Origin of the sequence: Sulfurovum lithotrophicum, assembly GCF_000987835.1 — a bacterium.
Taxonomy (GTDB): domain Bacteria; phylum Campylobacterota; class Campylobacteria; order Campylobacterales; family Sulfurovaceae; genus Sulfurovum; species Sulfurovum lithotrophicum.
In genome coordinates this window covers 1,497,090-1,522,393 of sequence record NZ_CP011308.1, presented here as the reverse complement: position 1 = coordinate 1,522,393, position 25,304 = coordinate 1,497,090, and the positions used below count along the sequence as shown (strand labels likewise).

Genomic DNA, 25,304 nt, shown 5'->3' with positions numbered 1-25,304 from the left:
TGGATCGTCAAGTGAACAAACGACTAAAGAACGATCCTCTGCCCGCCAGTTTGTCTATCAGTTCAAAATAATATGTTTCGTTTTTCAGTCCCAGTTCTGGGTACTTGAGTTTCCCGTCAGGCATCACCACAATAGTGAAGGGTACGGACTCTATCTTGAATGCGGAAGCCAGTTTCGGGTTTTTGCTTACATCACACTTTACAACAGGAATTCCGTTTTCCTCCCCATACTTCTCCAGTCTCTCGTCTATCAGCTGCATCAGCATCTGGCATGGCCCGCAGGTAGGGGAGTAGAAGTCAATGAAAACGGGCTTTTCATTGTTCTTGATGATCGTTTCGTAGTTTTTATCTGTAAGTTCCATGGTAAAAGTATAGCTTTCTTTTCATTACATGCTATAATTTATTAAGAGATAAGGAGAGAAGATGGAGATTAAAAGCAATTATGTAGATATTTTCAAACGGGAGATATTCCCTGCAAAGGTCAGAGTTGAAAAAGGAAAGATCGCTTCCGTAGAAAGAATTGATACACCTTGTGATACCTACATACTTCCCGGATTTGTTGATGCGCACATACACATCGAGAGCTCTATGCTTCCTCCCAGTGAATTTGCGCGTCTTGCCGTCTGTCACGGTACGGTTGCTACCATGTCAGATCCGCATGAGATCGCCAATGTTCTTGGTATTCCGGGTGTTAAATATATGCGGGACAACAGTGAAATGACACCGTTCAAATTCTATTTTGGCGCTTCTCCCTGTGTGCCAGCTACAACATTCGAGACCAGCGGTGCGACACTGGGAGCCGACGAGGTAGAAAGCCTGTTGAAAATGCCGCAGATCAAGTATCTTTCCGAAGTGATGAATTTTCCCGGTGTGATCAACGGTGACCCTGATATGCTTGCCAAGATCGCAAAGGCAAAAACACTGCATAAACGCATTGACGGACATGCCCCGGGACTGAGGGGGGATGCGCTGACGAAATATATTGAGGCAGGTATTGAGACTGACCATGAAGCATTCAGTTATGAAGAGGGGCTGGAAAAGCTGCAGAAGGGGATGAAGATACTGATTAGGGAAGGTTCGGCAGCCAAGAATTTTGAAGCGCTTGCACCGCTCATTCCCGACTATCCGGACAAACTGATGTTCTGTTCAGACGATCGGCATCCCAATGATCTTGCCAGAGAGCACATTGACGGGCATGTCAGACGGGCGGTCGCCAAAGGGTATGACCTCTTTGATGTGCTCAAGATCGCTTCGGTCAATCCTGTTGAGCATTACGGGCTTGAAGTCGGGTTGCTGAGACTTGGGGATGCGGCTGATTTCATTGTAGTAGAAGACCTGAAAGATTTTAATGTCCTTCAAACGGTTATCGATGGAGAGATCGTCGCCAGAGGAAAGAAACCGCTGATCGATTCCGTTACTGTGGAAACTCCCAACCATTTTCATACTGGATTGAAACAAGCAAAAGAATTTGCTTTAGATTGGTGTGCACAGACGGAAGTGATCCATGCCATTGACCACTCACTGATGACAGAGGAGGAGATCGTCAATGCCGCTTCAGGAAAAGCCGAAGATATACTGAAGATCACGGTGGTCAACCGTTATGAAGATGCAAAGCCGGCTGTAGCGTACGTGCATGGGTTCGGTCTCAAGAAAGGTGCCATTGCCTCAAGTGTGGCGCATGATTCTCACAATATCATTGCGGTAGGGTGCAGTGATACGCTCATCGCCAAAGCGGTCAATACAATCATCGGGAACCGGGGCGGGATCTGTGCAGTAACAGAAGAAGAAATTGAAGTTCTGAGTCTTCCGATTGCGGGGTTAATGAGTGACAAAGACGGTTTTGAAGTGGCAAATCGTTACGCTGATCTTGACAGGATGGTACGGGAAGATTTCGCTTCGCCTCTAAGCGCACCTTTCATGACACTCTCTTTCATGGCACTTCTGGTCATTCCTGAACTCAAACTAAGCGACAAAGGGTTGTTTGATGGACGCAGCTTTCATTTTATAGATTCCTGCAGGAGATAGATATGGGATTTTTCAAACTCAAAGAGCATGGAACTGATGTTAAAACAGAAGTGATAGCCGGAGTCAGTACGTTTCTTGCCATGCTCTACATCATTCCGGTCAATGCAGCCATCATGAGTGAAGCGGATATACCTTATGATGCTTTGGTGACCGCAACGGCAGTAATGACGATTCTTGCCACACTTATCAATGCTTTCTGGTCCAATACCCCTGTAGCCATGAGTGTCGGGATGGGACTCAATGCCTTCTTCACTTTTGGATTGGTCAAAGGAATGGGGATGACCTGGCAGACGGCGCTGGGTGTGGAAGTGGTCTCCAGTACGCTGTATGTATTGGTGACAATGACCCCGCTTCGGCGCTGGCTCATCGAGACGATGCCGATGGATTTCAAGCGGGCTGTCAGTGCGGGTATCGGTGCGTTTATTTCATTTATCGGGCTGGAACAGCTGCATATCATCGTCAAGAGTGATGCGACACTGGTCACACTCGGGAAGCTAAATGAGGCACCGGTACTGATGGGGATATTTTCCCTGCTTCTGGCACTGTTTCTGCTGTTGCGAAAGGTGCAGGGCGCTTTCATTGTCTCTATCGCGGCTACGACAGTGTTGGCATGGCTGCTGGGTATTTCTGAGTTGCCCAAAAGTTTTATTTCCATGCCGGCATCGATGTCTCCCATTCTGTTCAAAATGGATATCATGGAGGTGCTGAAGTTGTCGATGGTTCCGGTACTGCTAACCTTCCTGATTACCGATATCTTCGATACGATAGGAACATTGACGGGGCTTGGCCTGAGGGCCGGGCTTTTCGAAGGGAAACGCTCTGTGGCACTTGAAAAGAGTATTGAAGCTGATGCGGCAGGAACCTTTCTAAGTGGTTTTGCCGGGGTGACCAGCACAACACCGTTCATCGAGAGTGCCGCCGGAGTAGAAGCAGGAGGCCGTACCGGACTGACGGCATTGGTGACGGCGCTGCTGTTCATCCTGCCCCTGTTTGCCTTGCCGTTCTTCAAAGCCATTCCCTCCTTCGCCATCTACCCGGTTCTGATACTGGTAGGTACGATGATGTTCTCCGAATTGCGCTCCATCAACTACGATGATCCGGCTATGCAGTACAGTACTTTCTTTACCGTCCTGGGGATGCCCATGACCTATTCGATCACGGATGGTTTGATGCTTGGAGCTTTGGTCTATGTAGCAGTGAAAGTAATGAATGGAGAGATGCAAGAGATCAGCAAGGGAATGATAGCCTTGGCGGGAATTGCTATTCTTCTTTTTTTCTTCTTGTAGAAAAGAGAGATTTATCAAGAACTGCTTGGTGTGGTAATACTTTACGATATAGAGAAATATTTTATAGGAAGAGGGAAAGGAAAATGAAAAACACAAGAGAAAAAATTATTTACACCACACTTGCAACGGCTGCACTTTATGTGATCCTGTTTCTATTTTTCGATAGAAATATCGATCTTTGGATGCATCACCATATGCTGGGTAAAGCAGCAGAATCGATTGGGAAGCAGATCTCGGTACTGGCTTCATTGCTCTATGTCAATATTGCTCTTTTGTGTGCTTTTGGATATATCGTCATCGTTGATCCGGGCATAAGGAAAAAAAGCACAAAAAAACTTTTTTATATCATTATTACTGTCACTGTTGCCATTATGATAGGTGAGGGATTCAAGTATCTGCTTGGGCGTTACAGGCCCATAATGTTCTTTGAACATGGTGAATACGGGTTGCACTTTTTTACTACAAAATGGGTATTGAACTCTACACCGTCCGATCATACCATAAGAGCATTTTCTTTTTTTACCGCTTTAGGGTTTTTGTATAAACACACTATGCCTCTTTTTATGTTTCTTGCATTGATGGTCGGCGCAAGCCGGGTGGTTGTGACCGCACATTATCCCAGTGATGTGCTGTTTGGCGCCTTTGTCGGCATCATGACCGCTGTATGGATGCATCGCTATTTTTTTGAAGGGATAAAGGGTGATTGAGGTTGCTGTCAGGTCAATATTGATATCATAAGTATAAATGAGAAGAGGGATAATTCCTTATGAAAAAGATTCTCTATAGATTTGATAAAGAAGGTGCGGAGCTTATCTGGGAAAAGGTGGTACAGAATGTTAAAATTGATCATCCCGAGCTATAAAAAGTTTTTACCCCTGCTGAACAGCTTTGTCAATGTGAGCAGTGAAGTTTTTGACGTCCGGCAGATCCAGGACAAGATCGAGTTGTGTGCCGAAGAAGCATTTGTCTATATACTCCGGAATTCCTACAGGGATGAAGAGGGTGATATAGAGATATCCATAGAGATCAGTGAAAGATACTTTATCCTCTCGTTCATTGACAGCGGTTTGCCTATCGATATAACTTTCCCCCAAACAACAGCAGATGGCCTCAAGTCGATAGATACTCAGACACTAGAGTTGCTTCTGATTAAAAAATTCAGTCATAAGGCTGAGTGGCTTAATCATGGAAAAGAGGGCAGGGAATTCAAACTCTATTTTGAACTGCCCCAGCAGGCGATATACACCCTGCCTGAAACAGAAGAGGATGAGAATTTTGAAGCCTCCATCGATGACATCGTGATCAAACAGTTTGAAGAGAGATGGGCTATGGAGATCTCCCAGATTATTTATGAAGCGTATGGATACAGTTACCCCAATGAGGATCTTTATTTCCCGGAGAGGATCATCTCGCTCAATGAAAGCGGGCAGTTGGTCTCGGTCGTTGCGTACGATACAAAAAGAGACAGGATCGCCGGGCATTATGCGCTGGAAAGAGAAGACCTCGGAAGTGTGGCGGAGATAGGACAGGCAGTTGTAGTGCCAAAGTACAGAGGGCTTGGCTTAATGAAAAAGATACGTGTTAAAACCCAGGAAATTGGCAAAGAACTGGGGCTTGAAGGTATTATGTCCAAGCCTGTGACAGTGCATCTTTTTTCCCAAAAAACCAATGAAGCCCTCGGTGCTGTGCCTGTAGGAATGGGTTTTGGTGTTTCGCCTGTAAAAAAATTCAAAAAGATTGAAGCCGACTCTTCCCAAAGGGGTAGCTGCATGTACTACTACCTGCCGCTGAAGAATAGAAAAAGGGTTTTGTCTGTTCCGGCTAAACATAGAGAGGTGATAGAAGCGATCTATAGAGATTTGAAACTGGACTATTCATTTCAAAAGGAAGAATGCAATCTTAGAGAAAATGGTATAGTTAAAAGTTCATACGCTCCAAATTTTGAACTAGGTTCAATTTTTGTCACAGAGATAGGCAAAGACAATATAAGTTATATCAAGGAAGCATTCTTCAACCTTCTGTTCAGGATGAAAGCGGAAGTGATATTGCTTTATATCGTCATAGAAGATCAGAATGTTGAAAGACTGGTCTTGCAGGCGGAAGATGAAAAGTTTTTCTTCTCCGGCATACTGCCCTCTTTTGTGGAGGGTAAAGATGTGCTGGTGTATGAGTTTTTACCTCAGGATATTGATGAGTCAAAAGTCGAGATCTATGCTGACAGGGCCAAAGCACTGGTGGAGTATATCTCAAATGAAAAAAGGAAAGCAGTATGATAGAGATACAAAAAGATGAGAGCTTTTTTGTCATTTTGAGTCACAGGCTCGATGCCATGAATGCGGATGAGGCAAAAGAAACCGTAGATAAAAAGCTGGTAGATATCGATCGTGATATTGTGATCGATGTCAGTGATCTGGACTATATCAGTTCGGCAGGCCTGCAAGTCATTCTGAAATGTGCAAAACTGGCACAGGAGAACGATAAAGAGTGTTTTTTAAAAGGAGCGCACGGAACGGTAAAAGAGATTTTTCAAGTCTCGGGTTTTTTGACTTTTTTAAAAGAGATAGAATGAATTTCACATCGATCGATGCAGTTGATCGTTATTTGGAAGAGTTCTGTGCGAAACATACACTAAGTGATGATCTGTGCTATAAGGTCAGGCTGGTTACCGAAGAGTTGGTAACCAATATGTTCAAATATACAGAGGCAAAGGAATTTTCATTGACTATCAGGCATTCAAAACAGATAGAGATAGATCTGGAGTATCTGTCTGATAGTTTTGACCTTACTGTAAAGAAACCGGATCAAAAAGATATTGCAGAGTTACGAGAGGGAGGGCTGGGACTGTTTTTGGTTGAGTCAATGACTGAAACGTTTAGTTACCGGCATCAAAATGGCAAAAGTATTTATAAACTCACGATTTAAACTGGACAGGATACAGAAAAAAGTTATTTTCTATATTTTAGTCATTACCATACCACTGTTGCTCTTCTCGTTGTATTTTATTCAAGATGTGGGTGGCAGTGAATTGACAAGGTCTGCGAAGCAGAAGGCCTCCCATATAAATACTGAAATCATGTCAGAAATAAAACAGTATTTGGAAGATGCTTCTGCGTTTACCAAGGAAGCTTCCTATATGCTAAAGCTGCACCCCCATGAATACATAGCTGTTTTACCTTTTTTAAAAAAACATGTCAAAAACAATCCGAATGTATATGGAAGTGCACTGGCGATTGACCCTTCCTCTTCATTAAACGGGCTCTATTGTAAATACTATTATGAAAACAATGCCACAGTCAAAGAAAAGTGGCTGTTGCCTCCGGCATATGACTATCTTCATCAGAACTGGTATACAAAAGTCAGAGAGTCAAAAAAAGGTGAGTGGAGCAAACCTTATTTTGACGAAGGAGGAGGGGAGGTTTTTATGAGTACTTTTTCCTATCCCATGTTAGACAAGTATGATCATTTTTCAGGGGTTATAACGGCAGATATAAAGATAGATGTATTGTCTCTAAAAATTCAAAAAATGACATTTTCCAAAGAACATTTTGTATTTGTATTGGATAAAAACGGATTTTTACTCTCTCACCCCGATGATAAATATGCAATGAAACAAACTGCAATCACCTATGCCAAAAATGTACATTCAGAGACACTTTTAAATGCAATTCCACATATACTTGAAACAGACAGAGGTATTTATACGGTCAATATTGGGGATGAGGAATTTACGCTTTACTATTCGACAATGCCTTACAGTGATTTTAAAATTATGACTTTCCTGAACAATGCTTTTTTGTATCGGTCACTTTTTGAACTTAAACAAAAATTTATCGTTATAGTGATTATTGACATTCTGCTCATACTGCTGATGATCTTCATCATATTGAAACAATTTAAAAAAGATATCGTAAAGAAAACCAAGCTCAGGAACGATCTCGAACTGGCCAGAAAAATACAAATGAGTTTTTTGCCGGTACATAAAAATATTGAAACAGACAGGTTTGAGCTACATTCATATTTAAAAGCGGCAAAAAAAGTTGGAGGAGATCTTTATGGCTATAAAGAGTTGGATAAGAGTATCATTTTCTATGTTGGAGATGTCTCCGGAAAAGGCATCCCTGCCGCTTTGTTCATGATGGCGACACAGATACTTTTGAAAAATGCAATCGACACAACAGATGACCCCGCAGAGATCATAACCCTGACAAACAGTAAGCTTTTGGAGATGAGCAGCAATGGCATGTTCGTTACACTTTTGGTTATCAAATATGATTTCAAGACACATACATTGACGTTCTGTAATGCAGGACACCCTGGCTTCATTGTAAAAACTGATCGGTTGTTTTCCCCCATCAGTAATATCCATCCTCCTGTTAATACTTTTAGTAATACAGTATATGACAACAATATCATGACAATGAAAGATCCATTTCAGCTTATCTGTTTTACCGATGGTGTAACGGAAGCAGAGAACAGTAAGCAGGAGATGTTCGGTATAGATAGGGTGGCGAAAAGTCTGGAGAGGGAATTCAGTTTGAAATATTTATTGGAAAGTATTGGTGGATTTATCGAAAACAATCCACCAAATGATGATATTACTATTTTGGAATTCAGGATTATAAAGAATATCGGTGAAACTTGAAAGGACTATTCATGCCCATATTAAAACAAAAACAACATTTTATGCTCTTTTTTTCAATTATTTTCCTTACATATATCACTTTTTCAGGATCTACTTCTGCAACTTCACAGAAAGATCAAATTACCATTGTAGGAACAGCTGATATACAGGGTTTGATAGAACCGTTTGAACAGGAATACGAGATCAATGGCTCTAAAGTGGAGATAATGGGCGGAGGTATCAGCAGGATAGCCTCTGTTCTAAAGCAGGCCAAATCAGAAAACCCCTCCGGTACCTTTGTTCTTTCAAGCGGAGATGACCTGATGGGGCGGTATTTTCATACATTCAAGGGGAAAGCCATTTATTCGCTAATGAGTGAAAGCGGCTATGGAGTGTATGCCCCTGGTAATCATGAGTTTGACAAGGGTACAGAGGTGTTTGCCAATGCCTTGAAATATGCCTCGTTTGATACGATATGTTCAGACCTGATGGTGGAAAGTACTGCACTGGAAGGGAAGTGTATTCCCTATAAGATCGTCAATGCCAATGGTGCTAAAATAGGTTTTTTCTCTCTGATGACTGAAGATCTTCCCCTTATTACAAGCCCGGGAAAAGTCAAGCTCAGTGCTGACAATACTGTATCGGCCAGGAAGATGGTTGAAATACTGAAAGGTGAACAATGTGATATCATTATAGCTGTAACACATATAGGGTTGGATCAGGACAAATCAATTGCCCAAAAAGTAGAAGGTATCGATGTAATATTCGGAGGCCACTCCCATGAAGTGACCAAACAGCTGGTTCGGGTAGGTGATACACTGATCGTAAATGGCGGAGAAGAGGGATCCTATGTGCTTAAATTGCTTCTTCCTCTTGACAACAATCATCGTATCAAAAAAGAAGAGGCTGAATATTTTCTGATCCCTGTCATTGACCCTATCACTGCAGATAAAAAAGTAGAGGCAATACTTGAAGCCTATAAAGCACAATTGCCAGCAACAGTTATTTTGGGAAAAACAACCGTTGAATGGGACTTGACGACAGATGCATTGAGAAAAGGTGAATCCAGTGTAGCCGACCTGATAAATGACCTGTTGCGCGATAAGTTTTCTGTAGATATTGTCATGAACAATGGAGGTGCTTTCAGAGGCAAAAAGGTTTATCCTCCGGGTAACATTACCGATACCATGCTTCATGAGATCGATGAATTTTCAAACAATGCATATATGATGAACATCGAAGGAAAATATCTGCGCCAGATACTTGAGCACAGCGCGGCTTCCTATGGGCGAGGTGGGTTGATGCAGGTTTCCGGCATACACTATACGATAGATCTCAGTAAACAGCCACAGGTGATCAAACATAATGATGACGGTTCATGGAGCATTGAGCAGGCAGGGGAGCGGGTAAGCAATATAGGTATCGTCATGCCAGACGGGTCACTGGCACCTGTGGAAGATGACAAGGTATATAAAGTGTTATCAAATGCTTATCTTGTCACTCATGCCGGAGACGGTTACTTCTGGTTTGAACAGTACGGTACAGACAAAAAGAATACCTATACGACATTCTATACTGTTATGGCAGGATATCTGGAAAAACATACAGTTATGGATCCAAAGCCGGTGGATGGACGATTGAAGGTGATACACTGAAAATGGTAAGACATTAAAGATTCATCATGAATACAATAGTAAAAAGACTGCCTACAAGTGTAATGAAAACAAGTTTTGCGGCCAGATTGGCATCACAGCCGTAACGTTTGGCAAGAACAACACTGAGCATTGCCGAAGGCATGGCGGCTTCGAGTAGCAGAACCTGAAGCTGCCATGCCTCCAAAGACCTTTTCAACCATTCGTGGTATAATCTCTCTAAACATTTCGTAAGGTAAAAAATGACACCCAGAGAAGCCATAAAATTACTTTTTGACAGAATGAACAAAGAGATCATCGGACAGGAGCATATTGTCGAGCGTTTCATTATGGGAATGCTGGCTGATGGCAATATGCTTGTAGAGGGACTTCCCGGACTGGCAAAGACCCGTGCTGTACGTTCCATGGCCAATGCGATCGAGGCAAAATTCTCCCGCATACAGTTCACTCCAGATCTTGAACCTTCGGACGTAGTGGGGGAAGAGCGTGTCTATGAAGAGAACGGTAAGCGCTACTATGAATTCCATGAAGGCCCCATTTTTGGAAATATTATTTTGGCTGATGAGATCAACAGGGCACCGGCAAAAGTACAGTCAGCCCTGCTTGAGGCCATGGAAGAGAAACAGGTGACCGTTGCGGGTGTTACACGTGATCTTCCTGAGCTCTTTGTCGTTCTTGCGACACAGAATCCACTGGAACAAAAAGGAACCTACCCGTTGCCAGAAGCACAGAAAGACCGTTTCTTGATGCACGTGAAGATAGACTATGTAAAAATGGATGACGAGTATAGAATGGTCAAGCAGGTTCTCAATGAAGGTCATAGAAAAGAGCCCTATGAGAACAGGATACCGCAGCAGTTGATCTTTGGTGCAAGAGAAGAGGTTAAGACAGTCGAGATCAGTGAAGAGATGGGAAAATATATGGTTGAACTTGTATTTGCCACACGATACCCGCTGCGTTACAGCAAACAGCTTGAAGTGATGATCGAAGTGGGGGTAAGCCCCAGGGGCTCTCTGGCACTCACCAAATGTGCGCAGGTACATGCCTGGATGCGAGGAAGACGTGAGGTGACGGGTGAGGATGTCAAGTCTGTGATCCATGATGTGTTCCGACACCGCCTTATCAAGAGTGAACATACGAAGTTCAGCGGAATAGAGAATGACGAGATCATCGATATCATCATAGAACATGTACCGGAACCCGAAGTAGAATTCAAAAGGCCATCATGATGGAACAGATAGAGATTTCACTTAGACAGGATACCGTAGACAATTTGCAGGCTTTTTCTGAACTCCTTGGCAAAGATATCAATATGATGCTTGAAGAGGCATTGCGACACTATTTTGAAGAGGAGCAGAAGAAACTGATAGAAAAAGGTATTGAAGAGGATGCTTCCATGACCAATCTGGACTATGATGAGTTTTGGGAGGGAGTGGAACTCTGAAACGAAAGTGCCGATTTATCGGCGCTATCTTCTTTGGGTCGATGCAGTCATTTGCCGGGAAAACGACACAGGAAGTTGAAAGTATGAAATGAATATTAAAAAATGGATCAAAGAGGTAGCAATAGGGGTGGCAGCCATGTTTATATTATCCAATATAATAAGCTATATACGTCAACCGGATCTGGATTCAGTGCTACTGCCGGCAGCGACGGTACGTCTTGTAAATGGTGATACTTATGCGTTCAGCAAAGGAAAACCGGTCATTATCCATTTTTGGGCAATCTGGTGTCCGACCTGCAAACTGGAAGCGGCAAATATAGAACGTGTTTCCCGAAAGTATGAAGTATTGACAGTCGCTGTCAACTCCGGAGAGGATGAAAAGATAAAACGCTATCTTCAGGAGCGATCTCTTGACTTCAGGGTTTTAAACGACAAAGAGGGAAAGTGGGCACGAACCTTCAGGGTGCAGGCTTTTCCAACCACCTTTATCTACGATGCCAAAGGCACATTGAAATTTACGGAAGTAGGCTATACCACGACAGCAGGTCTGCTTGCCCGAATGGCACTTATCGAGTAAATTAAAAAAATAAGAGTAAAATACGCCCCAAGATTAATATATAAAGGAAAAACATATGGAAAACATCCCTAATTGTCCAAAATGCGGCAGCGAATATACCTACGAGGACGGCAGTCTCTATATCTGCCCGGAGTGTGCCTATGAGTGGAGCAAAGATGCGGCGGCAGAAGCGGAAGAGGGACTGGTGGTCAGAGATGCCAACGGCAATATCCTTGAAGAGGGTGACACGGTCACCGTTATCAAAGACCTCAAGGTCAAAGGAAGCAGCGGCGGTATCAAAGTCGGTACCAAGATCAAAGGTATCCATCTTGTCGAAGGCAGTGACGGACACAATATCGACTGTAAGGTACCTGGTGTCGGTGCGATCAAGCTCAAGCAGGAGTTTGTGAAAAAGGCTTAAGTCTTTTGGGCGCTTGATTATTTCACTATTTTGCGAATCACAACCCTTTTATGACGATATTAAAGAGGTAATCCACCTCATGGTCTTCCATATTAAGGGTTTTTTTTGTTTGAAAAAAATCTAAAACTTTTTTGGTGGGAAGTGCGGAACTGTAGATGCAGGAAGGGTGTGCAGGCTTGAAAGCCTGCATAAGGGCGATCTCTTCTGCAATAGGCTGCTCACAGATATAGCAGTGCTTCTCAGGAGAGAGCCTTCCTTCATACTCCAGTAGTCTGATGTAGCTTTCACAGATGATGCGTTTGGGGTTCTGTTTCTCCCATTTTTTTGCTGCACTCAGCAGCAGGTCATAATAAAAACTGTCGATCTCTTCGGCTTCCTTTAGATGCGGTTCAAAAAGCCTGATGAAGTTGTGCCAGACAAGCAGTCTGTTCTTATCGAAGAGCCAGGGGAAGCCGATGTGGGAGAGTGAACGCAGCCGAGGCAGAAAACGGCCGTCTTCCCCCTCGACCTCGAAATCGATGAGGTTCCCCAACTGTAGAATGGAGTGTCTTGCACCAAAAAAACGGTAGTAGACCCTGACATCTCGTGCAGTAAGTACCATAGCGATGGAGTCTTCGTTCTTCACTTTGCGCACACTCAGTATGAAGCCTTTAATGTGATACCTCTCTTTAAAATAATTGTTTTATATTATAGTAAAAATGTTGTTAAAAAGCAGGCAGTCGCCAAGCCCTGAATGAGGGGACAGGGAGCCATTTTAATTTAAATCTAACGTATATTTAAGTATAATCATCCCCATTTTGAACACTTATAGTTGCGCTATCGGTTGTTCTACTACACTATTTTTAAGGTTGACATATGAGAGATTTATTTACCTCCTTCAAGGACAATTGTGGATTCGGGCTTCTCTGCTCCATCGACAATACACCTACCCATCAAAACTTGGAAGATGCCGTTACATCACTGTCGCGTATGATGCACAGAGGAGCGATTGCAGCGGACGGAAAAACAGGTGATGGTTCCGGACTTCTTCTCTCTCTGCCCAGATCATTCTTCGAGTATGTGGCAGCCAAGGATGGGATGGATCTTCCAGAACAGTATGCCGTGGCCATGGTCTTTTCCCGTAATGAATCAGACTTTGACGTGATTGAAAGGATCTGTGCCAACAATGACCTGAAGGTAATCTATACACGTACAGTACCTGTTGATACCAATGCGCTCGGAGAGCAGGCGCTTGCAACGCTTCCCATGATCAAACAGGTCTTTGTCGTACCGAGAAGCGTGGTTGCAACCGAACGTTTTGAAGCCCTTATCTATCTTTCACGCAAAGAGATTGAGCATGCGCTCAAAGATGACAGAGACTTCTACATTCCTTCTTTTTCAACCAAGGTGGTTTCGTACAAAGGGCTTGTCATGCCTACGCACATCAAAGAGTTCTACAAAGACCTTGCCGACGAGCACTTCAAAATCTCTTTCTGTCTTTTCCACCAGCGTTTCTCTACCAATACACTGCCTGAATGGAGACTGGCACAACCTTTCCGTATGATCGCCCACAACGGTGAGATCAACTCCGTGACCGCCAACCGTTTCAATGTCAAAGCCAAGATGGCGGCAGTGAAATCCGAAGTCTTTACCGAGAAGGAGATGGAACGACTGACAGATGTGATACAGGATGGTATGAGTGACTCTGCCAGTCTGGACAACTTTATGGAATTTCTCAGAGTCAATGGTGTGGACTTCTTCAAGGCGGCACGTTCACTCATTCCTGCGCCGTGGCACAATGCGCCACAGATGGACTCGGACCTCAAAGGTTTCTATGAGTATGCCAGTACCTGTTTCGAACCGTGGGACGGTCCGGCGGCAGTCAGTATGACAGACGGCCGATATGTCGGCTGTGTACTTGACAGGAACGGGTTGAGACCTTCAAAATATATTGTTACCACCGATAACAGACTTCTGATCTCTTCTGAGTACGGTGTACTTGAAATTCCTGAAGAACAGATCGTTCAGCGCGGCCGTCTGCAGTCGGGAGAGATGATGGGAGTTGACCTCAAGTACGGTAAAGTACTGATGTCAGGCGATATAGACAACTACCTCAAATCGATGTTTCCGTATAACAAGTGGATGGGTAAGAATATGAGCTATCTTCAGGAGCATGTACCCAATACATATGTGGAGAAGGTCTCTAGCGACCATACGGTGATGGAAGCAAAACAGCGTTACTTCAATTATACGCTTGAGCTGATGAGAGAAGTCATCAAGCCTATGATGATAGAGGGAAAAGAGACGACAGGTGCCATGGGTGATGACACACCTATCGCCGCATTCTCTACCCAACAGCGAAATTTTACCGATTTCTTCAAACAGAAGTTCGCCCAGGTGACCAACCCGCCGATCGACCCGATCCGTGAAAAGAGTGTGACCAGTCTGAATACCGGTTTTGGTGAGATTAGAAACGTTCTCTCGGATGATGCGGAGCATGCAAAACGTCTCAAGACTGTATTGCCCATCATGTCGGCAGAGAAATTCGCTGTACTCAAAGAGTTCGGTACCCCGGGCAATGAAAAATACGACCCGGCATACAAAGCAGCAAGCTACAGCACGACCTATGTGCATGACCTTAAAGAGAGCCTCAATAAGCTGGTCGAAAAGATTGTTGAGGATGTTCGCAGGAACGGTGTCAGAACCGTTATCCTTGATGACAGGGAGCTTTCGGCAGAGACCAAGGTATTGCCAATACTGATGGTGATAGGACGTCTCAATACCGTACTGCTTGAAGAAAAGCTCAGACATTTGACCAGTATCGTTGCAGTAACGGGTGAAGTGTTCGACCCGCATTCTGCAGCCTGTATGATCGGTTACGGTGTAGCGGCGATATATCCGTACCTGCTTTACTACACAGTGGAACAACTTGCGAACGAAGATGATGATATGGCGATCACACTCAAGCGTATCAGACGTGCTATGGGTGGCGGTTTGCTCAAGATCATGTCCAAAATGGGTATTTCGACTGTCTCTTCCTACAGAAATTCAAAACTCTTCGATGCTATCGGACTGAGTGATGAGATTGTCTCCGAGTGTTTCAGCGGTACTCGAGGACTTCTGAAAGGACTGGGATACAGCGATATCGATGCCAGACTCAACAGCAACCATGAGCGTGCTTTCACGGATGCTTTTGAAGGTAAAAGCAAAGCGCTCTACAAGGGTGGATACTACAAATATAAAAAAGGCGAGGAATTCCACGACTTTTCCAGGCCGACTATTGCTGCTATCCAGCAGTGTGCGTTGAGCGGAAGCAAAGAGGATTACAAAAAACTCGAAGAGTTGGTAGATAAAAGAGACAAGAAGTTCATTCGTGATTTCTTTGAGCTTAATTCTGCAAGGGAACCTGTCAGTATCGATGAGGTCGAACCTGCTTCGGCGATACTTAAACGTTTCTCTTCTGCGGCGATGTCCATGGGATCCATCTCTCCCGAAGCACATGAAGTGCTGGCTGAAGCGATGAATACCATCGGTGCGAAGTCCAACTCGGGTGAGGGTGGGGAAGACCCGAAACGTTACGGAACCATCAAAAATTCCAAGATCAAACAGATTGCTTCAGGACGTTTCGGTGTAACACCGGAATATCTGCGTTCGGCTGAAGAACTTCAGATCAAAGTGGCACAGGGGGCAAAACCGGGTGAGGGAGGCCAGCTTCCCGGAAGCAAAGTCTCCCCGCTCATCGCGTCACTGCGATATACCAAACCGGGTGTCACACTTATTTCACCGCCACCGCATCACGATATCTACTCCATCGAGGATCTGGCCCAGCTTATCTTCGACCTTAAGCAGATCAACCCAAAAGCCAGGATCGCAGTTAAGCTCGTCTCGACAGCCGGTGTAGGAACGATCGCAGCAGGTGTGGCGAAAGCCTATGCGGATAAGATCATCATCTCCGGCGGAGATGGCGGAACGGGCGCGGCACCGATCGGTTCTATCCGTTTTGCGGGTAACCCGTGGGAGCTTGGGCTCCATGAAGCGCACAATTCACTCAAAGCGAACAACCTTAGAGGTAATGTCACTGTCGAAACGGATGGTGGACTCAAGACAGCGCTTGATGTCGTCAAAGCAGCTATCTTTGGTGCTGAAGAGTACGCTTTTGGTACGGGGGCACTGGTCATCGTCGGATGTATCATGCTTCGTGTCTGTCACCTGAACACCTGTGGTGTCGGTGTTGCGACACAGAATCCGCATCTGAGAGAGCGTTTCAAGGGAAATGTCCGGAAAGTGGTCAACTACTTTACGCTCCTTGCAGAAGAGGTACGTGAGATCCTTGCTTCTCTTGGGTACAGATCTCTTGAAGAGATCGTCGGTAAAACAGAACTGCTCAAGATTATAGATGACGAGTATGCCAAAAAATTCGACTTTGAACAGTTCCTGGAAAAAGTGGAGGGTGTCGATACCTGCCAGGTACCGTTCAACGAACCGTACGACCAGAACGAGTATGAAAAAGAGATCATTAAAGAGTTGATGCCGACCATCAAAGATCCGTCAAAGCCGATTGTTCTGAATAAAAAGATCAGCAATCTGAACAGAAGTTTCGGTACAAGGATCTCCGGTGAGATCGCGGAATACCACGGGAATAAAGGACTCCCTGAAGATACGATCACGATCAACCTCAAAGGGGTTGTAGGACAGTCTCTGGGAGCATTCCTCTCTGAAGGTATAACCATTAATGTTGATGGTGCGGGGAATGACTATATCGGTAAAGGAATGAATGGCGGACGTATCGTCATTACCTCTACGAAGTCCGGTTCTGAATTCGCACTGGGCGGGAACACCTGTCTGTACGGTGCCACCGGTGGTACACTCTATATCAGTGGCCAGGTGGGCGAACGTTTTGCGGTACGTAACTCCGGTGCAGTTACAGTGGTTGAAGGTACAGGGGATCATCCTTGTGAATATATGACAGGCGGTACAGTTGTCATCCTGGGCAATACTGGTGTGAATTTTGGAGCGGGTATGACAGGCGGTAAAGCATTTGTCTATGATGAAGAAGGTACCTTTTACGAAAAGCTCAACCCCGAGCTGGTAGAAGCACTGCGTATAGATACCGATGAGCTGGATTTTGAAATGTTTGGACTCAAAAGACTTCTGAAAGACTATATTGAAAAAACCGGCAGTAAAAAAGCGCAGGATATCCTTGACAATGCCAGAGTATGTATGCGTAAATTCTGGCTGGTCGTACCGCGTGGTGCAAGACCGTCACTCGATGCCAGTAAAAAAGGCGAGTAAATCATCGCGTTGCGATGAAGTGAAGAGTGAATAACGAATAGTGAAGAATGTCGGTATGCTTTTCATATGAAAAGCTTCTATCTGGAGGTAAGCATTGAACCCATTTATCGAAGCATGCATCAGGGCTAACGAAGAGATCGCTTCGGCGCTTGAAAAGGGCTTTGATACGTCCTGGTATGAAAAGACCGAAGTAGGTGCAGGTGGGGATGTCAGTTCAAAACTTGATCTCTTTGCGGAACAAATTTTTTTTAAATATCTTTCCTCTTTCGGACATATCGAGTCTGAAGAGTCCGGGATCATGGGAGAGGGTGATGTCAAGATCATCATCGATCCCATAGACGGCTCTTCCAATGCCCTTTCCTTTTTCCCCTATTACGGAACTTCTGTTGCCAGAGTGAATGCAGACGGCCTTCTCGATGCAGCGGTGGTCTGCAATCTTGCCAATGGCGATCTCTTTGTCAAATCAGGAAAAGATGATGTATTGCAGGGACGACTTTTCAGTGCAGAATTTCATCCCGGTCATGTCTCTTCTGCTTCGGAGATAGGGCTTTTTGAGAAAGCCTATGCCCATCCCTTACTGGTTGCGGCACTGGATAAGCTGGGGTTTAAATTCAGGGCTCCGGGCGCCATAGCGCTTTCGCTGGCCTATGCGCATACAGTCGAATACGTCCTTTTTGTCGGACCGTTCCGTATTTATGATTTTGCAGCGGGACTGGCACTTTGTGAAGGCCTTGAAGTGATTGTTGAGGCGGATTATGTTATAGTATCGAAACGAAAAAACGTCGCAGACAAGATAGAACAACTGGTCAAAGACCTGAGAGAGGAATAATAGCATGTTCAGTAACCTGTTTAAAAAAGATGAAGTAAAGAATGAAACACCCAACCAGTGGATAAAATGTCCAAAATGTACCTCCCTGATGTACTATAAAGAAGTAGAGGCCATTCACAATGTCTGTCCCAAGTGTAACCACCATTTCCGTATCAGTGCAGACAAGAGGATATCTTATTTAGCCGATGAAGGAAGCTTCACAGAGCATGATGCCAATCTCGCTCCGGTTGACCCGCTGAAATTTACCGATAAAAAGTCATATAAAAAGCGTATTGACGAGGCGAAGACAAAAACAGGAAAAAACTCTTCTGTCGTAAGCGGAAGCTGTACAATTGACGGTCAGGATGTGGAACTGGTCGTATTTGATTTTGCATTCATGGGAGGGAGTCTCGGTTCGGTTGAAGGTGAGAAGATTGTCCGTGCCGTTGACAGAGCTATTGAGAGAAGATGCGGTGTGATCATCGTGAGTGCTTCAGGCGGTGCTAGAATGCAGGAGAGTACCTATGCGCTGCTGCAAATGAGTAAAACTTCTGCAGCACTTAAGAGACTCAGCGACAAAGGTCTTCCTTTCATCTCTGTACTGACAGATCCTACGATGGGAGGTGTTTCCGCTTCCTTTGCTATGCTTGGTGATATCATTATGGCTGAGCCCGGTGCCCTGATCGGGTTTGCAGGGCAAAGGGTTATCAAGCAGACAGTGGGTGTCGACCTCCCTGAAGGCTTCCAGCGTTCGGAATTCCTGCTTGAGCACGGTCTTATCGACATGGTTGTTGACCGCGGGAATATGAAGCAGACACTTTCTGATCTGTTGAAACTCTTTTCAAAAGAGAACAGTCCGGCTAAACTGGAAGCTATGGACAGCGGAGAGCATGCAGAAGTTGCAGCCGTAGAAGAAGAGTAGTCTGCAGGGTGGATCTCATCCACCCTACGCAGTGCATCAGAGTTTTAATACCCCTTTGACACGTGCAACACTGTCTCCCTTGTGTAGGCTTAAACGCACGACGGACTCTGTGAGGGCCTTGAGCTCATGCATGACATTCCCTTCCAAAGCAATAACATCTCCCTCATTCAGGATCACTTTTTTCTCTCCCACGCCAAACTCGATGGAACCCCTGAGTGTCATGACAGTAATGGGAAATTTGGTTTTGTGCTTTTTCATGATCTGACCTTCTTTGAAGGCTATGCGTATCTCTTTGCCAAAATCACTCTCAAGCATGGGTGTAATGACTACACTCTCCTCTGAAAATTTCAGATCGTTGTAAAATGAAGCTGTTTGCATCTTTATCCTTTATTTTAGGAAATTATATCTATACCTTATAATGTATATGTTGATATCTGTCAATTATTTTTTATTAAAATAATAGATATTATTTTATAAACCTTCGTTTAAGCAAGTAGGCTGTATTATTTTTCCTATGAAAAAATTATTAATACTACTAATACTTGTTTTCGTGGGAATACAATTTGTTCCTATGAATGTACCCGCTGATTTGCCTGTGAAAGAAGGAGATGCTTTAGAGGCTCCCGAAAATGTACAGGCAATACTTAAACGTTCTTGTTTCGACTGCCATTCAAGTCATACGACATTCCCGTGGTACAGCAGTATCGCTCCTGTTTCATGGTTCACAAAAGAGCATGTCAAAGAGGGAAGAGAAAAGATGAACTTCTCTACTTGGAATTCGTATGACGATGAAAAAAAGCTCAAGTATCTTGAGAAGATACCAAAAGCGATTCAGGACAAGATGCCGATGAAAAGCTATCTGATCATGCATAAAGAGGCAAAACTCAGTGATGCCGATAAAGAAGCTTTAAAAGCGTGGACAACAGAAGCTGCCTTTGATCTTGAGTAGTATACCTATTTAACTCACATATTTTTTTTCGTTTTTGAAGTCGCTTTGGCTTCAAGCGGATCATCCGGCCAGTAGTGTTTTTTGTATTTTCCTCTCAACTCTTTTTTGACTTCATCATAGGTGTTTTCCCAAAAACTTTTTAAGTCTCTCGTCACCTGCATAGGACGTGAAGCAGGGGAGAGCAGGTGGAGCATCAGTTTGACTTTGCCTCCGAGTACAGCAGGGGTGTCGTGTGTGCCAAAAAGCTCCTGCAGGCGTACTGCAAGTACTGGTTGTTGAGGATCACTGTAGTCAATGTTGATCTGTGAACCACTGGCAACTTTATGTTTAGCCGGGACGAGGTGGTTGAGTTTTTGGAGCTCTTCGTAGCTGAGAAGTCCCAGAAGGATATTATACAGATTCAGGTTCCGGCAGGCTTTGAGTGTCGTTACATTTTGAAGGTAGGGTGCCAGCCACTTGTCCATAGTGTCAAGCAGGTTTTCATCGGAAAAATCAGGAAAACTTTCATCGTGAAGATGCAGAAAATTTACTCTTTCTCTAAACTTTTTTGCTTCCTTGTTCCAATGTAAAATATTTAAACCCAATGCTTCGATTTCATCCAAAAGTACCTCAAGTACTTCCGGACTGTCGGTACTTTTCAGTTGTGTCTCTTTGAGTGTGAGTTTGCCAAAGCGTTCTACTTTTCGCACCTCTACCCGTGCCTCTTCCTCGTTCCAGGTAACCCTCTCCTGTGTTTCTGTTCCCAGATAGGTTTCTATGTCTGCAAGACTCAGTGCTATGGCTTTGTAGATGGTAGCATTGGTGCTTTTGGCATCCAAGTCCGAAATGGCCAGATACGGACTGTTAAAGAGAGTGTCATCGCTGTGCAGATATGCTCCTTTTCCGTTGGAAAGCAGGTAGGTACCTTTGTTTCTGTGGCGAAGCTGTGCGATGCGGTCAGGGTAGGCAAATGCAAGCAGGATGCCAAGCTGTTCCGTATGGAGTGTGGAGGTTTGGTTCTTTTCAATGCGTCTGGCATTTTCAAGCAGATATCGGCACTGTTTTATATCGACATATTTAGATGAAACATTTGCTTTTTGGGCAACGTCGTGCAGGGTGATGACCCGTTCACGTAGATCGGCAGAGGTGTAAGCGCTACTGTAGATATCTTTCTCCGAGACCAGCACTGCCAAAAGAGACGCTTCATAGGAGAGATCCATCTCTTTGGCTTTGAGCATCATATGGGCAAGTCTGGGGTGAAGTCCGTAGCTGCCCATGGCTTCCCCGTGGGAGGTGATGTGTCCGTTGCTATCGAGTGCCCCGAGTTGTTTGAGGAGTGTCCGGGCATGGTGTATGGCAGTGATAGGCGGGGTGTCCATCCAGGAAAGAGCATTTATGTCATCATTCCCCCATTGTGCCAGTTCCAGAACAAGCTGACTGAGGTCTGCAGAGAGTATTTCGGGTGTATCGTGTTTCTGTAGTATCCTGGACTTGTGCCACAGGTGGTAGGCCTTCCCGGCTGAAAGCCGTCCTGCCCGTCCTGCTCTTTGGATGGCAGCGTCTTTGGAGATGAATTTGCTCTCAAGCTTGTTCATGCCCGAAAAGGGATTAAAGACAGAAACATTCTGAAGTCCGGAATCTATAACGATCTTAATACCCTCAATGGTCAGAGAAGTCTGTGCGATGTTGGTGGAGAGTACCACTTTCCCTGTGCCTTTTGGTGGTGCTTTTATGGCTCTGTCCTGTGCCTCTTTGCTGAGGTTCCCGTAGAGTGTAGAGACGTAGGTATTTTTGATCCTGCTTTCATTGAGCAGTTTTTCCACTGCTTTGATCTGTCGGACTCCAGGAAGAAAGACGAGGATGTTTCCTTCCTCTTCTGCAAGCAATTTGAGCAGAAGTTTATGAATGTAGGAGGGTAGAGTTTTGAGTGTCGGCTGTGGTGTACCGGCATCCAGGTATATACGCTCCACAGGAAAAGCCCGCCCCTGACTTTCAATGACGGGTGCATTGTCCAAAAGTGTGGAGATCGCCGCTGTATTCAGGGTGGCGGACATAACGAGTATTTTCATATCTTCCCGCAACACGGACTGTGACTCCAGAGCCAAAGCCAAAGAGAGGTCAGCATGCAGGGAGCGTTCATGAAACTCGTCAAAGATGATCAGCGCCACACTTTCCAGTGCCGGGTCGTTTTGCAGTTTGCGTGTGAGTATCCCTTCTGTGACGATGAGTATCTTGGTCGCTTTGCTCTGCACCGACTCCATCTTTATCTGATACCCGACACGCTGACCCACCTTTTCTCCCAGAAGTTCCGCCATACGCGCAGCCGAAGAACGCACTGCCAAACGACGCGGCTCGAGCATGATGATCTGTTTGCCTTCCAGCCACGGTTCGTCAAGCAGTGCCAGAGGCAAAGCAGTGGTTTTGCCGGCTCCCGGAGGCGCCTGCAGTACAAGACGGTTATGGTGAATCAGTTTCTCTTTGACTTTGGGAAGGACGTGGGTGATGGGCAAAGTTTGCATAGTGGGATTATACTGTTTTTAGGTTACGGGGGAATAATAAACCCGGATTTTGCAATAGAGATCAGCAATCTCTCACAGATCATTGCCTCATGGACATTCACAAAGAATCATCGCTTAACCTACGGGTTAACTTCAAATTCTTTGTAAACACCCATAAGACAAGCATCAGCAAGATATTTTGTGATTCTATTGCAAAATCCGGGATAAAAGTCCCCATCAGAAGAAGCCGTTCTTGCTACTTCTTCTGTGACAAAATCCACTTTGCAATCCCATCAAGTTGTTTTGGAGTCAAGTCTTTGTAGGCACGCATGGGCATGTGGTAGTTTGGCCATCTGCCTTTGCTGCCGTGGACAATGGCATCTTTGATCGTATTGAGATCGTTACTGGTATATTTGGCGGCGATCTGGCTGAAAAGCGGTCCTACTTTACCGTTCCCGTCGATATGACACAGTTTGCAGTCTTTAAGGGCAAGTACCTGCTCATAAGGCTTCATTGCCGCAATACGGTTTTGCTCTTTCATCATTTCAAGCAATTTTTTCTGATCGTAGGTGAGTAACGCATATCGGGCAATGGCACCAAGTTCTTCTTTGTTGACATTTCCTTTTTGCGAAGGCATCAATCCGTATTGTTGAAGTACCTCTTTAATGCAGTAGGATTTCTCTTTGCTCGGTGAAAGTACATAGGACTGTACAAATGCCACAAAGTTTGCCTCCTTCTCGGAAGTGGTTCCGCCTTTCATCCAGTCACGAAGATGGACGGTGACTGTATACATCGGAGGGGCTTTCTCGTCATCACTTATTTTGGGTGGTATGTCAAGGTTGTGACATGCAGCACATTTTTGTTTTATCAGTGCTTCTCCATCATAATGTTTATGTGTTTTTTCTGTCTTTCCGCATCCTGAAAAGAACAATGCTGCCATAAGCAATATACTATACCATACTATTGATTTCATTATATATCCTTCGTTTTTATTGATTATATCAGATTATAATTAATATAATCTATCCTCATATTGATGGTTGTCTTGCTCATAGATTATACCAACAGTAGGCTATAATGCTCTCCATGAAACAGCAAACAGCACTCAACATACTCAAATCAGGCAAAAATGTCTTTATGACCGGTTCGGCAGGAACAGGGAAGACCTATCTTTTGAATGAATATACACAATACTTGAAAGAACGCAGGATCTATCCGACCGTTGTAGCACCTACGGGCATCGCCGCTTCACATTTGGGCGGGCAGACTATTCACTCATTTTTTGCACTGGGCATTCGTGAAAGCATCGATGAGGGGTATGTGGAATTTTTGCTGGACAAGAAGTACCTGAAGACCCGCTTTTCCAAACTTGACATCCTTATCATCGATGAAGTTTCGATGATCTCTCCGGAGCTTTTTTCTTCGATGGACCTGATACTGCGCGGGTTCAAGGGGACGGATGTGCCGTTTGGCGGGGTGCAGGTGGTGATATCGGGAGATTTCTTTCAGCTGCCTCCGGTGAGCAAAGAACCGAAAGAGAAGCGTTTTGCCTGGCAGTCTCCTGTCTGGAAAGCACTGGATCTGCAGACCTGTTATCTTGAAGAGAAATTCAGACAGGATGATTCTCAACTCATACAGATACTCGATGATATCCGCTCGGGAACCATGACTGCGCATTCGGAGAAATTGTTGGACAGTAGGCTTGAGAAGGCGCTTCCTTCCCATTTTAATCCCACCAAACTCTACACGCACAATGTCGATGTCGACCGTATCAACCTCTCTGAACTCGAAAAGCTTGAAGGCGAGGAAAAACTTTTTGTCTATGAATCAAAGGGGAGCCAAAAGAACATTGAAAAGGTATTCAAGTCCTCTCTGGTGATGGAGGAGTTGACGTTGAAAAAAAGTGCAGTGGTTATTTTTATCAAGAACAATGCTGAGGCAGGGTATGTTAACGGTACTACCGGTACGGTGGAAAGCTTTTCTCCTATAGACAACATGCCCATTGTTCGTACTACAGAAGGCAGAAAGATAAAGCTGGAACCGGAAGAATGGTCTTTGGAAAATGACAGTGGCAAAGTAGTCGCTACGGTTTCACAGGTGCCACTGCGCCTGGCATGGGCGATCACTGTTCATAAGTCGCAGGGAATGACTCTTGATGCTGCCGAGATGGACTTGAGTAAAACCTTTGAAACAGGGCAGGGGTATGTGGCGCTTTCGCGTATAAAAAATATTGAAGGCTTGCGTCTGATGGGACTGAATCCTATGGCACTGCGTGTAGACCCGCTCATTTTGCATATTGACGGACGCATCAAAGCAGCTTCACAGAAAGCGGCTGAACGCATAGAGAGTCTTTCTCCTGAAGCTTTGGAGCAGGAGTTTGAACAACATATTACACGCTTGGGCGGTATTGTCTCCAAAGAGAAGATAGACGAGGAGAAGAAGAATATCAAGGAGGGAAAACCTTCACACTCTGCCTATGTGACTCCTGCGCATATGAAAACCAGACACCTTTTGCCAAAGTGCGGCAGCATCATCAAGCTGGCGCAAAAGAGAGGTGTGAGCAAGGGTACGATCATTAACCATCTGCAACGTATCAAAGAGGAAGAACCGGAAACAGACCTAATCAAATACAAACCGGACGAGGCACTTTTTGAACGTGTAGATACAGTAGTACTGAAACTCGTAACCAAAAAGCTAAAGGAGAATTTTTCCGAGGATGGCAGGTTGAAGCTCAAGGCTGTATTTGATGCCCTCGACGGTGAAGTGGGTTATGATGATATCAGGCTGTGTATGTTGTTTTTAAATACGAAGGAGTCATAATATCAGAAATACTGAGGCTGAACGTCTCTTTTGCCTTGGCCGATATAGTGAAA

The 25,304-nt window shown here is 44.7% G+C and carries 23 protein-coding genes; 17 read left to right on the top strand and 6 right to left on the bottom strand.

Features of this window, described 5'->3' with window-relative positions:
• Nucleotides 1–7: 7 nt before the first annotated feature.
• Nucleotides 8–361, bottom strand: a complete 354-nt coding sequence (locus YH65_RS07495) for a thioredoxin family protein (protein WP_046551331.1) — start codon at nt 359–361, stop codon at nt 8–10.
• 61 nt (nt 362–422) lie between these two features.
• Between YH65_RS07495 and ade the strand changes: the two genes are divergently transcribed.
• The 8 genes from ade (at nt 423) to YH65_RS07455 (ending at nt 9,586) form a co-directional block, all read left to right on the top strand.
• Nucleotides 423–2,024 carry an adenine deaminase gene (gene ade / locus YH65_RS07490; RefSeq protein WP_046551330.1) on the top strand — a complete coding sequence of 534 codons (1,602 nt, stop codon included), beginning with the start codon at nt 423–425 and terminating at the stop codon, nt 2,022–2,024.
• 2 nt (nt 2,025–2,026) lie between these two features.
• Nucleotides 2,027–3,310, top strand: a complete 1,284-nt coding sequence (locus tag YH65_RS07485) for an NCS2 family permease (RefSeq protein WP_046551329.1) — start codon at nt 2,027–2,029, stop codon at nt 3,308–3,310.
• 83 nt (nt 3,311–3,393) lie between these two features.
• The gene (locus tag YH65_RS11280; RefSeq protein WP_052746136.1) at nt 3,394–4,017 is read left to right on the top strand and encodes a phosphatase PAP2 family protein; all 624 of its coding nucleotides are present in this window, start codon (nt 3,394–3,396) and stop codon (nt 4,015–4,017) included.
• A 126-nt stretch (nt 4,018–4,143) separates the two neighbouring features.
• The gene (locus tag YH65_RS07475) at nt 4,144–5,583 is read left to right on the top strand and encodes an ATP-binding protein (protein ID WP_046551328.1); all 1,440 of its coding nucleotides are present in this window, start codon (nt 4,144–4,146) and stop codon (nt 5,581–5,583) included.
• Nucleotides 5,580–5,879 carry an STAS domain-containing protein gene (locus YH65_RS07470; RefSeq protein ID WP_046551327.1) on the top strand — a complete coding sequence of 100 codons (300 nt, stop codon included), beginning with the start codon at nt 5,580–5,582 and terminating at the stop codon, nt 5,877–5,879. The genes YH65_RS07475 and YH65_RS07470 overlap by 4 nt, the downstream gene beginning before the upstream one ends.
• The gene (locus YH65_RS07465) at nt 5,876–6,232 is read left to right on the top strand and encodes an ATP-binding protein (protein WP_046551326.1); all 357 of its coding nucleotides are present in this window, start codon (nt 5,876–5,878) and stop codon (nt 6,230–6,232) included. Before YH65_RS07470 ends, YH65_RS07465 begins: the two co-directional genes overlap by 4 nt.
• A 151-nt stretch (nt 6,233–6,383) precedes the next feature.
• A complete protein-coding gene (locus tag YH65_RS07460) occupies nt 6,384–7,952 on the top strand; it encodes a SpoIIE family protein phosphatase (RefSeq protein WP_223156727.1) in 1,569 nt (522 codons plus the stop codon).
• A gap of 11 nt (nt 7,953–7,963) precedes the next feature.
• Nucleotides 7,964–9,586, top strand: a complete 1,623-nt coding sequence (locus YH65_RS07455) for a bifunctional metallophosphatase/5'-nucleotidase (RefSeq protein ID WP_046551324.1) — start codon at nt 7,964–7,966, stop codon at nt 9,584–9,586.
• Nucleotides 9,587–9,599: 13 nt separating this feature from the next.
• On the opposite strand, the gene YH65_RS11545 is transcribed toward YH65_RS07455, so the two are convergent.
• On the bottom strand, nt 9,600–9,782 hold the full coding sequence (locus YH65_RS11545) for an AEC family transporter (RefSeq protein ID WP_169745669.1): 183 nt from the start codon (nt 9,780–9,782) through the stop codon (nt 9,600–9,602).
• A gap of 43 nt (nt 9,783–9,825) precedes the next feature.
• Between YH65_RS11545 and YH65_RS07445 the strand changes: the two genes are divergently transcribed.
• The 4 genes from YH65_RS07445 to YH65_RS07430 all read left to right on the top strand — a co-directional run bounded on the left by YH65_RS07445 (nt 9,826) and on the right by YH65_RS07430 (nt 12,004).
• Nucleotides 9,826–10,812, top strand: coding sequence for an AAA family ATPase (locus tag YH65_RS07445; RefSeq protein WP_046551322.1), 987 nt, complete (start codon nt 9,826–9,828; stop codon nt 10,810–10,812).
• Nucleotides 10,812–11,027: a hypothetical protein gene (locus tag YH65_RS07440; RefSeq protein WP_046551321.1), complete on the top strand. Its 216-nt coding sequence runs from the start codon at nt 10,812–10,814 to the stop codon at nt 11,025–11,027. Before YH65_RS07445 ends, YH65_RS07440 begins: the two co-directional genes overlap by 1 nt.
• Before the next feature lie 88 nt (nt 11,028–11,115).
• Complete coding sequence (locus YH65_RS07435) at nt 11,116–11,604, top strand: redoxin domain-containing protein (RefSeq protein ID WP_046551320.1); 489 nt, start codon at nt 11,116–11,118, stop codon at nt 11,602–11,604.
• 55 nt (nt 11,605–11,659) lie between these two features.
• Nucleotides 11,660–12,004: a zinc ribbon domain-containing protein YjdM gene (locus YH65_RS07430; RefSeq protein WP_046551319.1), complete on the top strand. Its 345-nt coding sequence runs from the start codon at nt 11,660–11,662 to the stop codon at nt 12,002–12,004.
• Nucleotides 12,005–12,041: 37 nt separating this feature from the next.
• Here YH65_RS07430 and recO read toward each other — a convergent pair whose 3' ends face one another.
• Nucleotides 12,042–12,644 carry a recombination protein RecO gene (recO, locus tag YH65_RS07425; protein WP_281175052.1) on the bottom strand — a complete coding sequence of 201 codons (603 nt, stop codon included), beginning with the start codon at nt 12,642–12,644 and terminating at the stop codon, nt 12,042–12,044.
• A gap of 215 nt (nt 12,645–12,859) precedes the next feature.
• Between recO and gltB the strand changes: the two genes are divergently transcribed.
• The 3 genes from gltB (at nt 12,860) to accD (ending at nt 19,005) form a co-directional block, all read left to right on the top strand.
• Nucleotides 12,860–17,275, top strand: a complete 4,416-nt coding sequence (gene gltB, locus YH65_RS07420; RefSeq protein ID WP_046551317.1) for a glutamate synthase large subunit — start codon at nt 12,860–12,862, stop codon at nt 17,273–17,275.
• 94 nt (nt 17,276–17,369) lie between these two features.
• Nucleotides 17,370–18,104, top strand: coding sequence for an inositol monophosphatase family protein (locus YH65_RS07415; RefSeq protein ID WP_046551316.1), 735 nt, complete (start codon nt 17,370–17,372; stop codon nt 18,102–18,104).
• A gap of 4 nt (nt 18,105–18,108) precedes the next feature.
• Entirely contained in the window at nt 18,109–19,005 is an 897-nt protein-coding gene (gene accD / locus YH65_RS07410; protein WP_046551315.1) for an acetyl-CoA carboxylase, carboxyltransferase subunit beta, read from the top strand.
• A gap of 36 nt (nt 19,006–19,041) precedes the next feature.
• Here the strand turns inward: accD and YH65_RS07405 are convergent, their stop codons facing one another.
• Nucleotides 19,042–19,383 (bottom strand): cupin domain-containing protein, encoded by a 342-nt coding sequence (locus tag YH65_RS07405; protein ID WP_046551314.1) that lies wholly within the window; start codon nt 19,381–19,383, stop codon nt 19,042–19,044.
• A gap of 136 nt (nt 19,384–19,519) precedes the next feature.
• On the opposite strand from YH65_RS07405, the gene YH65_RS07400 reads away from it, so the two are divergent.
• Nucleotides 19,520–19,954 carry a heme-binding domain-containing protein gene (locus YH65_RS07400; protein WP_046551313.1) on the top strand — a complete coding sequence of 145 codons (435 nt, stop codon included), beginning with the start codon at nt 19,520–19,522 and terminating at the stop codon, nt 19,952–19,954.
• A 14-nt stretch (nt 19,955–19,968) separates the two neighbouring features.
• Here the strand turns inward: YH65_RS07400 and hrpB are convergent, their stop codons facing one another.
• Both hrpB and YH65_RS07390 read right to left on the bottom strand, forming a co-directional pair.
• Nucleotides 19,969–22,452, bottom strand: a complete 2,484-nt coding sequence (hrpB, locus tag YH65_RS07395; RefSeq protein ID WP_046551312.1) for an ATP-dependent helicase HrpB — start codon at nt 22,450–22,452, stop codon at nt 19,969–19,971.
• Between the two features lie 235 nt (nt 22,453–22,687).
• Nucleotides 22,688–23,404, bottom strand: a complete 717-nt coding sequence (locus YH65_RS07390) for a c-type cytochrome (RefSeq protein WP_046551311.1) — start codon at nt 23,402–23,404, stop codon at nt 22,688–22,690.
• Between the two features lie 113 nt (nt 23,405–23,517).
• Between YH65_RS07390 and YH65_RS07385 the strand changes: the two genes are divergently transcribed.
• Nucleotides 23,518–25,251, top strand: a complete 1,734-nt coding sequence (locus YH65_RS07385) for an AAA family ATPase (protein WP_046552094.1) — start codon at nt 23,518–23,520, stop codon at nt 25,249–25,251.
• The last annotated feature ends 53 nt before the right edge of the window (nt 25,252–25,304 follow it).